The organism is Sorangium sp. So ce295 (assembly GCF_051527405.1).
GTDB classification, from domain to species: Bacteria; Myxococcota_A; Polyangia; order Polyangiales; family Polyangiaceae; genus Sorangium; species Sorangium cellulosum_B.
In genome coordinates, this window is record NZ_CP150324.1 from 4,313,090 (window position 1) to 4,327,183 (window position 14,094).

Below are 14,094 nucleotides of genomic sequence, written 5' to 3' on the forward strand. Positions count from 1 at the left end.
ACGCGCGCCCCGCCTCGCACATCCCCTCGCCCGCGGCCGTTGCTTCTCTTGCTCGGGGTTCGGCGCAACAGGTAGCCTAGGCAACGATGCAGGCCAGCGACCCGTTCGGCTGGGTGGGGTCGATCATCGACGGCCAGTTCGCCGTCGAGGCGCTGGCGGGCGAGGGAGCGTTCGGCGTCGTCTACAGGGCCCGGCACCTCGGCTTCGATTCGCCGGTCGCCGTCAAATGTCTCAAGATCCCCGCGGGTCTAAGCCCTGACCAGCAGGACGGTTTCCTCGCCAAGTTCCGCGAGGAGGCGCGCCTGCTCCACCAGCTCTCACGCCGGACGATGGGCATCGTCCAGGCGCTCGACATCGGCGCCGCCGCCGCTCCGAAGGGGCCATGGACGCCGTACATCGTCATGGAGTGGCTGGAGGGCGAGACGCTCGAGCAGGATCTCAAGCGCCGCAGCGCCGAGAAGCTCCCGCCGAGGAGCCTCGGCGAGGCGATCCGGCTCCTCGCGCCGGTCGCCTCCGCGCTCGCCGTCGCCCACGACGAGAACGTGTCTCACCGCGACGTCAAGCCGGCCAACCTGTTCCTGCTCGGCGACCGCATGAAGGTGCTCGACTTCGGCCTCGCCAAGGTCTTCTCCGAGACGCCGACGTTCGCAGAGGCGCTCGTCCAGACGGGACGAACGTTCCGCGCCTTCACGCCGCAGTACGGCGCGCCCGAGCAGTTCAGCCCGCGGTTCGGCGCGACGGGGCCCTGGACCGACGTCTACGCGATGGCCCTCATCCTCGTCGAGGTCGCGAGCGGTCAGCCCGCCCTCTCGGGCGGCGACGTCATCCAGCTCTTCGTCGCCTCGAGCGACGAGGCGATCCGGCCGAGCTTCCGCGCCCGCGGGGTGAACGCGAACGCTGACGTCGAGGCGGTCCTCGGCCGAGCGCTCGCGATCAACCCCTCGCAGCGGTTCCACAACCTCGGCGAGATGTGGGCCGCCCTGGAGGCCGCCCACCGCTCCAGCGTCGTCGTCGTGGCGCGCGACACCCTGCGCGCGCCCGCATTCGGCCAAGGCGACGCGAACGACGACGCGGATGACGGGCTGCTCGATCTCGCCGCCGTCCACCTGCCGCCGCTGCCGCCGCCGCCGGCGCTGTCCGTCCCTCCGCCGTCGCTGCCGCCGTCGTCGACGCCGTGGCGGGCGCCGGACAGCAGCGGGATGAGGGGGAGCGTGAGCTCCGATCGCGGCTCGCCTCGGACCCGGGCCGCGCTGCCGTTCGAGGGCGGTGAGCACCGGGTCTGCACCGTCCTTTTCGCGGATCTGTCCGAGGCGACCGCGCTCTCGTCGCGGCTCGATCCCGAGGACGTCAAGGACGTCGTCGACCGCTGCTATCAGGTGCTCGCGGAGCACGTCGAGCAGATGCACGGGATCGTGGAGCGACCGATCGGCGGGCGCGTCATGGCGGTCTTCGGCGTCCCTCGCTCGACCGACAGCGACGCCGAGCGAGCGATCGTCGCGGCGCTCGGCGCGCAGGCCGCGATCCCGCGCCTCACGCTGCCGCGCGCCGCGCGCTCGGTCCGCCTCTCGGTGCGGTTCGGGATCGCGACGGGGCGGGCCTTCGTCGGCGTCGGGGGCTCGGCGCGGCAAGATCTCGCCGTCATCGGCGACGCGGTCGACGGCGCGGGGCACCTGCAGCAGCTCGCGCCGCGCGGCGCGATCGTGATCGGCCGCGACACCCGGCGCCTCGTCCTCGGGCGCTTCCTCGTCGAGGCGCTCGACGCGGGCGCGAGCGCCGGCGCGGTCCGGGCGCCGGCGGCGCCGCCGGCGTCCACCGCGCACGGCGCGGCGCCGCCGATCTACCGCGTGCTCGGCGAGGCGCCGCTCCACCACGCGCTCGTACCGCCCGATTTCCATGGGCTCTCGACGCGCCTCGTCGGGCGCGGCGCGGAGATGCAGCGCCTGTGTGATCTCGTCGAGACCGCCTTCCACGAGCGGCGGCCGCGCCTCATCACGCTGGTCGGCGCGCCCGGCGTGGGACGGACGCGGATGCTCGCAGAGCTCTTCGCGGGCCTCCGCGACGGCGGCGCCGGGGGCGGCGCGCCCTCCTCGGAGCGCGGGTACGCGCTGGCGCCGCCCGGGGGGCTGCTCGTCCTGTCGGCGCAGTGCTCGGCGCTCGCGCAGGATTCGAGCTATGGCCTGGCCGGCGCGCTGCTCCGCCGCTGGTTCGGGATCCACGAGGCCGATCCGGCCCAGGTCATCCTGCGCAAGCTGCGCCGCGGCCTGCGCTGGATCCGGCTGCGCGCCGCGCGCGCCCGCGTCCGCGCCGAGCGGGAGGCCGCCGGCGCGGGGGCCAGGGCCGCCGCGCTCGGGGGCGCGTCGCCCATCGTGACCCGCACCTCGTCCGTCCCGCTCCGAGGGCCGATCAGCTCGACCGTCAGCGGGCGCAGGGGAGCCGGGGCGGCGCGGTACGAGGACGACGACGAGCTCGATCCGTCCCCCTCGCTGTCGAGGCCGACCGGGGGGAGCGACCTCGAGGAGATCCTCGCCCGGCTGGCGGCCATCCTGGGCGCGCGGCCCGCGCCCGCCGGGCTCCTCGAGGCCGCGGCGCGCGGCAGCGTGCTGGCGAGGCGCCGGATCGCCTCCGCGCTGGCGCTGCTCGTCACCTTCGCGCTCGAGCGGACGCCGATGGTGATCGTGTGCGACGACCTGCAGTGGGCCGACGACGCGACGCTCGACCTCGTCGAGGAGCTCGTGGCGAACGCCGAGGGGCTGCCGCTCTGCATGGTGTGCACCGCGCGCCCCGAGCTCTACGAGCGCCGCCCGGACTGGGGCGTCGGGAAGGAAGCGTACGTCCGCGTCGACGCGTCGCCGCTCGCGCGGCGGCACGCGGAGGAGATGATCCGGGATCGGCTCCGCGGCGCCTCCGCGCTCGACCACGAGCTCGTGCGCGCGATCGCCGAGCGCTCCGAAGGCAACCCGCGAACCGTGGAGGAGACGCTCCACCTCCTCGTGGACGCCGGCGCCATCGAGGCCCAGGACGGCGCGTGGCACGTCCGTGACGACGCGATCGGCGCGCTGAGCCTGCCGCCGGCCGTGCACGGCGTGGTCCAGGCGCGCCTCGACCGCCTGGACGAAGGCGCGCGCGGCCTCCTCGCGCAGGCCGCGGTCGTCGGCCGGACCTTCTGGGAGGGCGCGGTCGAGCGGCTCCGGAACGACGCCCCGCAGGCGCGCTCGCCGATGTCGAGCGAGCGCATCCTCGCGGAGCTCCAGGATCTCGATCCGCCGTTCTCGGTGCGCCACGGGGGCAGCGCGTCCACCGCCGAGCTGCTCGCGCGCCTCTGCGAGCGCCAGCTGATCCGGCTCCGCTCCCCCGCGTCGTTCCCCGGCGAGCGCGAGTACGTGTTCGTGGAGCAGGCGACGTGCGAGGTCGCCTACGAGATGCTGAGCCTCAAGATCCGCCGGCGGATCCACCTGCTCGTCGCCGACTGGATAGAGCACCGCGCGTCGAACGTGGAGGCGCGCGACGAGGGGGCCGCCCTCCTCGCCCACCACTACGAGCGGGGCGGCGATCTGCGGGCGGCCGCGGCGGCGTACGACCGCGCCGCGGCGCACGCCGCCGCGATCGGTGAGGGCGCCGCGGCGCTGCGCCACGCGGCGCGCGCCCGGGAGCTCCACGACGAGCTCGCGGCCGACGACGCGTAGGGAGGCCGCCGCTACAGCGCCTTGCCGCGCGCGCTGGGCAGCCGGGCGCCGGACACGACAAGCGCGTGGCGCAGGGCGTCCTCCAGCGCGCCGAAGGTCTCGAGCGTCCGCGCGTCGCTGCCGAGCGTCACGATGGCCTGCGCGACCCCGGGGGAGATCCCGGAGACGAGGCAGCGGCTGCCGAGCAGGCTCGCGGCCCGGGCCACCTGGAACAGGTGGTCGACCGTCGGCGTGTCCACGTCCTCCACGCCGGTCAGATCGAGCACGGCGAAGTGGGCCTGCGTGCGGACGATCTCCCCGAGCAGCTTCTCCATGACGTCCGTGGCCCGGGCGCGGTCGAGCGCGCCGATGATCGGCAGCACGAGGACGCCCTCCCACGCCTGGATGATCGGCGTCGACAGCGCGCGGATCGCCTCCTGCTGCTGGCGCAGGACGCTCGCCGTCCGCTCGCGTTCGGCGTTCTCCGCGGCGAGCATCCGGTTCTTGCCTTCCAGCTCCTCGGCGTACACCTCGAGGCGCTCGATCGACTGGCGCAGCTGATCTTCGAGCCGCTTGCGCTCGGTGGTGTCCCGCATCGTCACGGCGACGCCGCTCTGGATCGGCACGATCTGGTGGTGCACCCAGACGCTCGGGCGCGACGCCTGGGCGTTCGGCGCGGGCAGGAGGATCTCCTCCTCGATCGGCGCCCCCTTCCGGAGGCCGCGCAGGCACCTCTCCAGGAGGACGCCGGCCTCGACCGAGTGGACGAGCTCCGAGAGGCGCCGACCGAGGAGCTGCTCGCGCGGCATCGACGACAGCATCGTCGCGGCGCGCGCGTTGAGCCCCGTGATCACGAAGTCGGCGATCTCCTCGCTGTCGTCGCGGCGGGAGGCCAGCGTGAGGAACGCGTCCATGCTGGCCTCGACGGCCGCGTGGAAGCGCGCCTCGCTCTCCCGGCGCTCCTCCTCGGCGCGCCGGCGCTCGGTGATGTTCTCCCCCACGATCAGCGCGTTCGTGACCTCGTCCGCCCCACGGATCGCGCTGACGTGGTTCGCGTACCATGCCCGCCCGCCGTTCGCCCCGAGGCCGACCACCTCGTAGCTCGCGCGGCCTCCCTCCCGGATCACCGTCTGGAGCGCCTCCCTCACCGTGGCGTGGTACTCCGGCGACGTGAAATCGTAGAGGCTCCGGCCGACGACGCTCTCCTCCCGGACCCCGGGATACGGCCGGTTCACCGAGACGATGCGCGCGTCTTTGTCGACGACGACCAGGTAATACGGGATGCCGTCGTACAGCGCCCGCAGCTTCTCCTCGGACTCACGGAGCGAGAGCTCGGCGGTCTTGCGCCGCGTGACGTCGCGGGCGACGAAGTAGACGAGCCCCTCGTCGAGCGCGAGCATCGCGTTCCACTCGAGCCACCGGTACGAGCCGTCCTTGCAGAGGAAGCGGTTCTCGTAGGTGATCGTCTGCGCGCCGGTCGAGAACGTGTCTGTCTCCGAGAGGGTGCGCGCCTTGTCCTCGGGGTGGATGAACTCGAGGTAGGGCCGCGCCATCAGCTCCTGACGGCTGAACCCGAGCGTGCGCTCCCACGAGGGGCTGAGCTCCTTGAACCGCCCGTCGAGCGTCGCGGCGCCGAGCATGTCGACGGCGAGCGCGTAGAGCCGCCGCTGCTCCTTGTCCTCCTCGCGCACGACCGCGCGCAGGATCGGCCCTGCGCGGTCAGCGAGGGCGAGCCGCGCGATCTGCGTGTCGGCCTGGACGAAGTCCCCGCCCGGGCGCCGGTAGAGCCACCGAAATCGCTGCGGCTCGCCCCGGCCCGCCGCGTCGAGCCGCTGCGCGAGGCGTTCGGCGGAGGCCTGTCCGTCGGGCTGCAGGAGCGGCGCGAGGTCCGCGAGCTCCCGTCCGACGAGGCCGTCCGCGGATCCGGCGAGCAGCTGGATCGCCCTCGGGTTGGCGTCGATCACGCGGCCGTTCTCCAGGAGGAGGATCGCGTCTTCGGCCGCATCGAATGCGGCCCGGTGGAGATCAGGCTGGCTCATCGTGGGCGCCGCAGGGGGTCAGGAGCGCCGTGCCGCCGCGTTGTCCTCTCGATCTCGATCGCCAATCAGCACCTCGAGCGGCCGCCGACACCCCTCTCTGCCGCTGCCGCCAGCGGCGCATTGTGCAGGAAGCCTCGGTGGAGATCGAGGTCCATGAGCCCGCGCGCGGCTCGGCGCGGGTGGTTGTCGTCGTCGTCCTCGCCGTCCTCGTCGTCCCGCTCGCTTTCGTCGGTTTCGTCGCTTTCGTCGGTTTCGCCCTTCGTCCGCTCCCTGGTCCGGGATCCGTCCCGGTGCAGGCCGCTCGCGCGGCGGCATTCGAGCGCTGTCGCCTTCGTCGATGTTGTCTGCCTGCCACCCGCTGACGACGACCTCTCGCCTGCTGCGGGCGCCGTGGTAGCGTTGGCCTGTATCGCGGGGGGGTTCTTCTGCGCTGCCTTTCGGCAGGCAGCTCTCGCGCGGTGCGAGGGGGGTGCGATGATCTCGGAGGCGTGCGGGCTCTGCGCTTGGCCAGCGAGCCTCGTTGTCGACGACGTGCAGCGGCACAAGGGGGCGCTCCTGGACATGGCGCTGCAGATGCGTGCGGACGACAAAGAGCCGCTCGCGCGCGTGGCCTTCCGGGGCGCGCTCTACTGGCAGCGCTGGCTCCTGACGAAGGAGCCTGGGCTCCACGAGGAGGCTCGGGTCGTCTCGGGGCTCGAGTTCGCCCGAGAGGCTGGCGACTGGAAGGAGGCCGATATGCTCCTTGCCCACGCCGACAGCTCGAGCGCCCTCGCCGGTTTGCCGTTCGTCGATCACTGGAAGGCGCTCGTCGCGCAGCACTTGCCGGAGCAGGTGAGCGACGAGCACGAGCTCGAGGAGACGTTCCAGGAGTTCCGGCGGCACCCCAGCGAGGAGGCCGCGGAGAGCGTGCGGCGCTGCGCCACGGCCATCGCGCCGCTCGGGTCGCCCGTCCCGGTGCACAGCCTCCTTGCGCGTGTCGCGATGGATCTCGGCCAGACCGAGGAGGCGGAGTTCCACCTCGCCGCGCTCGTCGTCTGCAGGCCGCTCTGGATCCCCTACGTCGTGCAGCTGGCCGAGCACCAGGCGAGGCTCGATCTGCCGCGTGCCCTCCGCACCATCGAGGACGCGCGCCGGCTCTTTGGCCCCGACTTCTGGCTCCCTCTTTGAGCGGGGCTCACCCGCTTCGGATACGGGCCCATCTCGGCGTTTTCGGTGCTCAGCGCACGGGAGTGCGCTTGCGCGCCGAAGACGCCGATCTGGACCCGTCTCCTGTGCGGGTGAGACCCGCTCGGCGACGCAGCTCGTGAGAACGTCAGCTATCGACGGCCTCTGATCCCCTTGGAGAGCTCTCGTGGAGGGGAGTTGCCGTGCGCGGGCGCCCCGCGTGCTCGGCCTCCGGCTCAGGTGTTCTCGAGGGTGCGCATCCAGCCGCTGATCCGCGCGCCCGCCGGCTTGGGCCAGCCCATCCGCGCGAAGCGCTCGAGGAGCTGCGGCGTGTGGTCCCCGGTGCGGCTGTCCTTGAAGGCCGCGCGCGCCGCGTCGAGCTCGCGCGCCGCCTCGTGGAAGCGCCCCTCGTGGTACGCGAGCCAGGCGAGCGTCAGGTGCCGGTGCTGCCGGGGCTCCGCCTCCGCGAGCGCCACCGCCTCGCACGCCATCAGGTGCTCGCGCGCGAGCTCCGCCTCCCCGCGGTGGAGCGCGATCTGCGCGAAGAGCAGCCGCGCCTCCACAAGGCCCCACGGATCCCCGAGCCGCTCGAAGAGCCTGCCGGCGGCGAGCGCGTGCTCCTCGGCGAGCTCCGGCGCGCCCGCGTCGAGCGCCACCATCGAGAGCAGGCGCTCGCACCCGGCCTCGCCGCGCGGGTTCGCGACGTCGCGGAAGCTCTGCCGCGCCGCGAGCGCGCCCGAGCGCGCCGCCTCGAAGTTGCCGACGCGGTGGTCCGAGTGCGACAGCGCGAGGTCGCACTGCGCCAGCCCGAGCCGGTAGCCGATGGCGTCGAAGTCGGCGTGCGCGGTCGTGAGCAGCGCGCGCGCCGCGTCCGAGGTCGCCCCGGCCTGCTCGACCATGCTCTGCAGCAGCAGGCACTGCGCCCGGCCGAGCCGATCGCCGACCTCCATGAACCGCGACGCCCCGGACGCGAGCACCGCCCGCGCCCGCGCGTGCTCGCCGAGCAGGTAGTCGATCTCGCCGAGCAGCACCTCGCACTGCGCCTGCCCGTGGCCGTGGCCGATCTCGTCGAAGATCGCGTGCGCCCGCGCCACGAGCCGCCGGCCCTGCGCCTCCGCGCCGAGGTCCGACGCGATGTGCCCGAGCAGGCGCAGGCAGTGCGCCTGGTTCTCGCGGTCGCCGGCTTGCTCGAAGATGCGCCGCGCGTCCTCCGCGTCGCGCCGCGCCTCGTCGAGCCTCCCCGCCAGCCGCAGCGCCTCGGCGCGGAAGCGCAGCTGCGTCCCGAGGCGCGTCCCCGTCAGCACGGGCCGCGCGTCCACGCCGCCCCGGAGGCCCGGGCGCGAGTCGCTCCCCCCGGGCAGCTTGCCGTCGAGCACGGCGAGATCGCGGAGCGTCGCCGCGATGTCACGCGAGCTCTGCCAGTGCGCCGCCACGTGCGCGTGCATGAGCGCCGCGGCCTCGTCGGTGTCGCCGGCGCGCAGGAGGCTGACGACCCGGTGCCGGAGGATGCGGCGGCTCGACGCGGCCGGGTGCGCCCCGAGCGCGTCGGCGGCGGCGCGGAACACGCGTGCCGCGTCCGGCTCGAGGAAGAGCTGCGAGAGGAGGTGCTCCTGGAGCAGCGCGTGCGGCCAGCGCAGGCGATCGCCCACGGCGAGGAGGATCTGGGCACGCTGCATGGACGCGATCGCCCTGTCCGCCGAGATGTCGAGCGAGGTGAGCAGCGCGCGCAGGATCTCGCGCCGGATGTCGCCGCCGAGCGCGGCGGCGGCGCGCGCGCCGGTGCGGAGCTCCTCGGGCAGCGCCGCGAGGCGCTCTTCCCAGAGGTCGGCGGTCGTGGCCGCCTGCACGGCCATCGACGCCCTCGGCACGAAGTACTTGCCCGCGCGGAGCTGGAGGTGCCCGCCGCCCGCCCACGCGTGCAGCAGCTGCAGCGCGAAGAGCGGGTTCCCCTTGCTGCGGGCCGTCGCCGCCTCGGCCGCCGCGTCGTCGAGCGGCAGCGTCTCCCGGAGCAGCGCGTGCGTCTGCGTGGGGTTCAGCGGGGCGACGTCGAGCCGCTCCCCGACGTAGGCCGCGAGCGCCCCCTCGATGCGCCTCGCCGCCACTGGATCGCACTCGACCGCCTCGCTCCTGACGGTCGCCACGACGAGCAGGCCCAGGTTCGGCGCGTCGCGGTGGAGCGTGAGGAGCCCCTCGAACGTCGTCGACGAGGCGTAGTGCAGGTCGTCGAGCCAGAGCAGCACCGGCCTGTCCCGGCCGATCCTCTCCAGCGTCTTGCGGATGATCAGCCAGCGGAGCTCGGGGCGATCCAGGCGGAAGCGCTTCCCCGTCGGGCCGACCGCCTCGCTCCCCGGGGGCGACGGCTTGATCCACTCGGCGGTCGCCGCGACCCACGTCTTGCCGACCTCGTCCTCCGGCGGGACCTCCCACAGGTTCATCAGCACCTTCTCGACGATCTCGCGCTCGGCCCGCTCCAGCCGGTAGTGCTGGGTCACCGCGCCGAGCACGCCGTCGAGCGGCGCCGCGATGCGCCGGTAGCGCGCGCGGAGCGGCACCATGAGCGCCCGCTCGTGGACCTCCTCGCAGAGCCACTCGGCCAGCCGGCTCTTGCCGACGCCGGCCTCGCCCGCGAGCAGGACGAACCGGTGCATCGCCTTCGGCGCGTCGACCATCTCGGCCACGACCTCCATGAGCCGCGCCCGCTCCCCGGTCCGCGCGACGAACGGGCTCGGCCGGAGCGCGAGCAGCCCGGTGGTCGTCACGGACGGCGGCGGGTCGTCGTCTGGGGGCTCGATGAGCTCGGGCGTGAGCAGCTCCTTGCGGCTCGGGGGCAGGCGGCCGCTCGTCAAGAGGGCGATCGGCAGCGGCGTCGCGGTCACGTTCGCGTTGTTGCGCGGCTCGAACCGCTTCCACACCCGCCGCGCGTCGCCCGCGAAGTCGAAGCGGTGCCAGGGCCGCTTCGCGAGCAGCCGCTTCGCGAACTTCGCGACGTCGCCCGGCACCACCGGGGGGAGCGGCAGGTCCGGGATCGACGCGCTCCGGTGCTGCTGGAGGAGCTCGTCGTTGTTGCCGTCGTAGACCTCGCCGCCGGCGAGCAGGGCGTAGAGGATGCAGCCGAGCGCGTAGAGGTCCGTCGGCGGTCCGACGTGGGGCGCCGCGAAGCGGATCTGCTCGGGCGCCATCCAGCCCGGGGTGCCCGCGCCCCAGCGCACCGTGGGTTCGCTCTCCCTGGAGCCGTCGAGCCGGTGATCGACCCGGTCCTGGATGAGCCAGGCCAGCCCGAGGTCGAGCACGTGCACGAGCGGCGGCTCGCCCCCGTGCTGCAGATCGACGAGGACGTTGGAGGGCTTGAGATCCCCGTGGATCACGCCGCGCGCGTGCGCGTGCGCCAGCGCGCCGAGCACCTGGTCGATGACGCTCCAGATGATCGGCCAGGGCAGCGGGTCCTCGAGCCGCGCGAGGTAGAGCCACTCGTGGAGCGATCGACCCGGGACGGCGTCCATCACGAGGTACGGCGTCCCGTTGCTGAGCGCCCCGAAGTCGCGGGCCTTGACGAGCGCCGGATGGGAGAGCCCGGCGAGCGCCCGGGCTTCCTCCTGGAACCACCAGGCGTCCTCGGGGCGGGCTGCCGCGCCTGGCCGGTCGAGCAGCTTCACGGCCACGCGCTCGTCGAGCACGAGATCGCGGCAGAGATAGACGACCCCCATGCCGCCGCGGCCCAGCTCTCGGCGGACCTGATAGCGACCGGCCAGGATCGTGCCCGGTAAAAAGCCTTCTTCCGACATGACGGTGAGCCGCCCGATGATAGCCGTGCCGGCCGGGCCCGGTAGACTCGAATCTCGCGAGGCGCGCGGCGCCAGGCGCCTGGCGCCAGGGCGGCCCGAGGTCGCCTGGCGGCAGTTCGTCGTGTCGGGTCCGCGGAGCGATGCTAGGTTGCGGTGATGGATGCAGCGGTACGCGTGCTCGCATTCGCTGGCGCGAGGGATGTGCTGGGTACCGGAGAAGTGGCGCTGCCGCTGGCTGGCCCCTGCACCGCAGCGGAGCTCCTGGAGCACGTCTGTGCTCGTTATCCCGGGCTCGGCCCCTACAAGGGATCCATCCGGGTGGCGGTGAACGGCGTCTATGCGACGCCGAGCGATCCTGTAGGTTTCGGTGACGAGGTCGCGCTGATCCCGCCGGTGGCGGGCGGCTAGCGAGAGGACCCGAGAGGGACGCGCCATGCCTTCTTCTATCGGCGGCCTCGATCCTGCGCGCAGTGCGGGCGACGCATCGGCTCCGCGGCGGCGATCGCTGCCGCTCGTCGGCGGCGGAGACGCTGGCCGGCGCGTCGCCGTGATCCCGTACCGCGACGGCGCCGGCGAGGCAGCTGGCGAGCACGCGGGGCCCGCGCCGCGGAGCGTGCGCATCTCGGTCACGGATCGGTGCGACTTCGCGTGTACCTACTGCCGCCCGTCGCGGCATGACGGCTATGCCGACGGCAAGCTCATGACGGCCGCCTGGCGCACCATGTTCGAGGCGCTGCGCGACGCCGGCGTCCGGCGGGTGCGCCTGACCGGCGGCGAGCCGCTGCTCCACCCCGAGATCGTGTCGATCATCGAGTGCCTCGCCGCGCTCGGCTTCGAGGATCTGGCCCTCACGACGAACGCGTCGCAGCTCGCGCGGCTCGCCGGGGCGCTTCGCTCCGCCGGGCTGCACCGGCTGAACGTCTCGATCGACACCCTCGATCCCGGGCGCTTCGGCGAGATGACCCGGGGCGGCGAGCTCGCCCGGGTGCTCGACGGCATCGACGCCGCGATCGCGGCGGGCTTCTCGCCGATCAAGCTGAACACGGTGGTCCTCCGCGGCGTGAACGACGACGAGATCGAGCGGCTCGCGCTGTGGGCCTGGGAGCGCCGGATGGTGCCGCGCTTCCTCGAGGTGATGCCGATCGCCGAGGGCGCTCGGCTCGTCGGCAAGCACCTCGTCACCGCGGCCGAGATGAGGGCGCGCCTTGCCGAGCACCTCCTGCCGGAAGAGGCGGCCGGCGAGCCCGGCCTCGGCCCGGCCAGGTACGTCCGCGCTCGCCGCGACCCGTCGCTCCGCGTCGGCTTCATCACGGGCACGAGCGACACGTTCTGCGAGAGCTGTGATCGCCTGCGCGTCTCCTCGACGGGCGTGCTCCGGCCGTGCCTCGCCACCGACGATGGCGTCGACGCCTCGCGCGAGGCGAAGAGCGGCGATCGGGCGGCGATCCGCCTGCGCCTGGACGAGGCGTGGCGCCTCAAGCCGGACGGCAAGGTCTGGAAGGGCTGCACCGAAGAGACGGCCTCCACGGTGTCGATCCGCGCGATCGGCGGCTGACGGAGCGGGCGGATCCGAGCGGGGCCGGATCACGTTCGGCTTCCGGTCCTCACGGCTGCCGTGTCAGATTCCGGGCGATGCCGCGAACCCCTGATCGACCCGGCGAGGGCGAAGCGCTCTCGACTCACCTCTCTCCGAGCGGCGAGGCCCGCATGGTGCCTGTCGAAGGCAAGCCCGTCACGCACCGCCGCGCTGTCGCGTCCGGCGCCGTCATGATGCGCCCCGAGACCATCGCCCGGGTCGCGCGCGACGACGCCCCGAAGGGCGACGTGCTGGCCGCCGCGCGGATCGCCGGGATCATGGCGGCGAAGCGCACGCCGGAGCTCATCCCGCTCTGCCACGGCATCGCGCTCACCCACGTCTCGGTCTCGCTCGACGTGGACGAGCCCTCCGCGACGATCCGTGTGACCGCCGCCGCGGAGGCGGTGGATCGCACAGGGGTCGAGATGGAAGCCATGGTCGCGGTGAGCGCCGCGTGCTTGACCATCTACGACATGCTCAAGGGAATCGATCGCGAGATGGTCATCTCGGACATCAAGCTCCTCGAGAAGAGCGGGGGCCGCTCCGGCCATTTCCAGCGGAGCGCGCCGTGAGCCGGATCCGCGCCGAGCCGCTCGGTCTCGACGAGCTCATCGCCGCCGTGTCTCACCCTGGCGCGGGCGGCATCGCCACGTTCCTGGGCGTGGTGCGCGACGTCAACGAGGGCCGTTCGGTCACGCTGCTGGAGTACGAGGCCTACGGGACGATGGCCGAGGCCGAGCTCGAGCGGATCCTGTCGGAGCTCGCCGCAGAGATCCCTGGCGTGCGCGTCGCCGCGACGCACCGGGTGGGCGCGCTCCACGTCGGCGATGTCGCCGTCGCCTGCGCCGCGAGCGCGCCGCACCGGGGAGAGGCGTTCCGCGGGTGCCGCTTGCTCATCGACCGCATCAAGGAGCGCCTGCCGATCTGGAAGCGTGAGCACGGGCCGGACGGCCCCTACTGGGTCGGATGGGAGGACGCCCGCTGCGTCGGCGAGCACGGGCACGAGGCGCATCACGGGCACGCGCACGGCGACGAGGGGCCCCACGGCCACGGTGGGACGGCGCCTCCGGCCAGCGCTGGCGCCTAGCGCAGGCGCCGGCCGTGCGCGCCTCCGGCCAGCGCTGGCGCCTAGCGCAGGCGAAGCCCGGCCGGCGGAGGCGAGGAGAGCGGGTCGTTCTCCTTCAGGCGGTTGTGGTGCCGGATGTCCGTCCCCTTGACGAGGAAGACGACCGACTCGGCGATGTTCATCGCGTGATCGGCGATGCGCTCCAGGTACTTGGCGATCGACTGGATGCGTGTGGCCCTGTACACCGTGCTCGGGTCGCGGCTCATGACGAGGAGCACCTCCTGGAAGATGCGGGCGTAGTGCTCGTCGATCACGTCATCGCGCGTGAGCAGCTGGTTCGCTCGCTCGCAGTCGCGGGCGACCAGCGCGTCCAGCGCCTCGTGCACCACCTCGATCGCCTCGTCCGCGAGGCCTTGCAGATCCGCCACCGGCGCGAGCGGCGGCTCCTCGTTGAGCTCCTGCACGCGCTCGCAGACGTTCACCACGAGGTCGCCGACCCGCTCCAGATCGGTGACGATCTTGAGCGCCGTGGTGACGAAGCGCAGGTCGGACGCGACGGGCTGGCGCGTCGCGAGGATCCTCATACAGAGCTCGTCGACCTCGCACTCGAGGCGGTTGATCCGGCGATCGAGCCGGATCGTCGCCTTGGCGAGGCCCGTGTCGCGCGTCGCGAGCGCGGTCGAGCCTTTCTGGATCATCTCCTCGACGAGGCTGCCCATGAGCAGCAGCTTCTCGCGAAGCGTGCGTAGCTCGTGCTCGTAGACCTTGCTCGTGTGCGACGTCGGCATGACTCTATCCCCCGCTT

The 14,094-nt window shown here is 73.3% G+C and carries 10 protein-coding genes; 7 read left to right on the forward strand and 3 right to left on the reverse strand.

The window, feature by feature from the left end; all coding sequences use genetic code 11:
• Positions 1 to 86: 86 nt before the first annotated feature.
• The gene (locus WMF11_RS16370; protein WP_437978104.1) at positions 87 to 3,683 is read left to right on the forward strand and encodes a protein kinase domain-containing protein; all 3,597 of its coding nucleotides are present in this window, start codon (positions 87 to 89) and stop codon (positions 3,681 to 3,683) included.
• Positions 3,684 to 3,694: 11 nt separating this feature from the next.
• Here the strand turns inward: WMF11_RS16370 and WMF11_RS16375 are convergent, their stop codons facing one another.
• Positions 3,695 to 5,701: a PAS domain S-box protein gene (locus WMF11_RS16375; RefSeq protein WP_437978105.1), complete on the reverse strand. Its 2,007-nt coding sequence runs from the start codon at positions 5,699 to 5,701 to the stop codon at positions 3,695 to 3,697.
• Between the two features lie 137 nt (positions 5,702 to 5,838).
• Here WMF11_RS16375 and WMF11_RS16380 point away from each other — a divergent pair, with 137 nt between their 5' ends.
• Positions 5,839 to 6,063 carry a hypothetical protein gene (locus tag WMF11_RS16380; protein ID WP_437978106.1) on the forward strand — a complete coding sequence of 75 codons (225 nt, stop codon included), beginning with the start codon at positions 5,839 to 5,841 and terminating at the stop codon, positions 6,061 to 6,063.
• Positions 6,064 to 6,175: 112 nt separating this feature from the next.
• On the forward strand, positions 6,176 to 6,868 hold the full coding sequence (locus WMF11_RS16385; RefSeq protein ID WP_437552798.1) for a hypothetical protein: 693 nt from the start codon (positions 6,176 to 6,178) through the stop codon (positions 6,866 to 6,868).
• A gap of 233 nt (positions 6,869 to 7,101) precedes the next feature.
• Here the strand turns inward: WMF11_RS16385 and WMF11_RS16390 are convergent, their stop codons facing one another.
• Positions 7,102 to 10,647 (reverse strand): protein kinase domain-containing protein, encoded by a 3,546-nt coding sequence (locus WMF11_RS16390; protein WP_437552799.1) that lies wholly within the window; start codon positions 10,645 to 10,647, stop codon positions 7,102 to 7,104.
• A gap of 156 nt (positions 10,648 to 10,803) precedes the next feature.
• Here WMF11_RS16390 and WMF11_RS16395 point away from each other — a divergent pair, with 156 nt between their 5' ends.
• The 4 genes from WMF11_RS16395 (at position 10,804) to WMF11_RS16410 (ending at position 13,310) form a co-directional block, all read left to right on the forward strand.
• Positions 10,804 to 11,055 carry a MoaD/ThiS family protein gene (locus WMF11_RS16395; RefSeq protein ID WP_276597196.1) on the forward strand — a complete coding sequence of 84 codons (252 nt, stop codon included), beginning with the start codon at positions 10,804 to 10,806 and terminating at the stop codon, positions 11,053 to 11,055.
• A 25-nt stretch (positions 11,056 to 11,080) separates the two neighbouring features.
• Positions 11,081 to 12,202, forward strand: coding sequence for a GTP 3',8-cyclase MoaA (gene moaA, locus WMF11_RS16400; RefSeq protein ID WP_437978107.1), 1,122 nt, complete (start codon positions 11,081 to 11,083; stop codon positions 12,200 to 12,202).
• Positions 12,203 to 12,279: 77 nt separating this feature from the next.
• Positions 12,280 to 12,795 carry a cyclic pyranopterin monophosphate synthase MoaC gene (gene moaC / locus WMF11_RS16405; RefSeq protein WP_044964956.1) on the forward strand — a complete coding sequence of 172 codons (516 nt, stop codon included), beginning with the start codon at positions 12,280 to 12,282 and terminating at the stop codon, positions 12,793 to 12,795.
• Positions 12,792 to 13,310 carry a molybdenum cofactor biosynthesis protein MoaE gene (locus WMF11_RS16410; protein WP_437978108.1) on the forward strand — a complete coding sequence of 173 codons (519 nt, stop codon included), beginning with the start codon at positions 12,792 to 12,794 and terminating at the stop codon, positions 13,308 to 13,310. The genes moaC and WMF11_RS16410 overlap by 4 nt, the downstream gene beginning before the upstream one ends.
• A 41-nt stretch (positions 13,311 to 13,351) precedes the next feature.
• Here WMF11_RS16410 and phoU read toward each other — a convergent pair whose 3' ends face one another.
• Positions 13,352 to 14,077 (reverse strand): phosphate signaling complex protein PhoU, encoded by a 726-nt coding sequence (gene phoU / locus WMF11_RS16415; RefSeq protein WP_437552802.1) that lies wholly within the window; start codon positions 14,075 to 14,077, stop codon positions 13,352 to 13,354.
• Between the last annotated feature and the right edge of the window lie 17 nt (positions 14,078 to 14,094).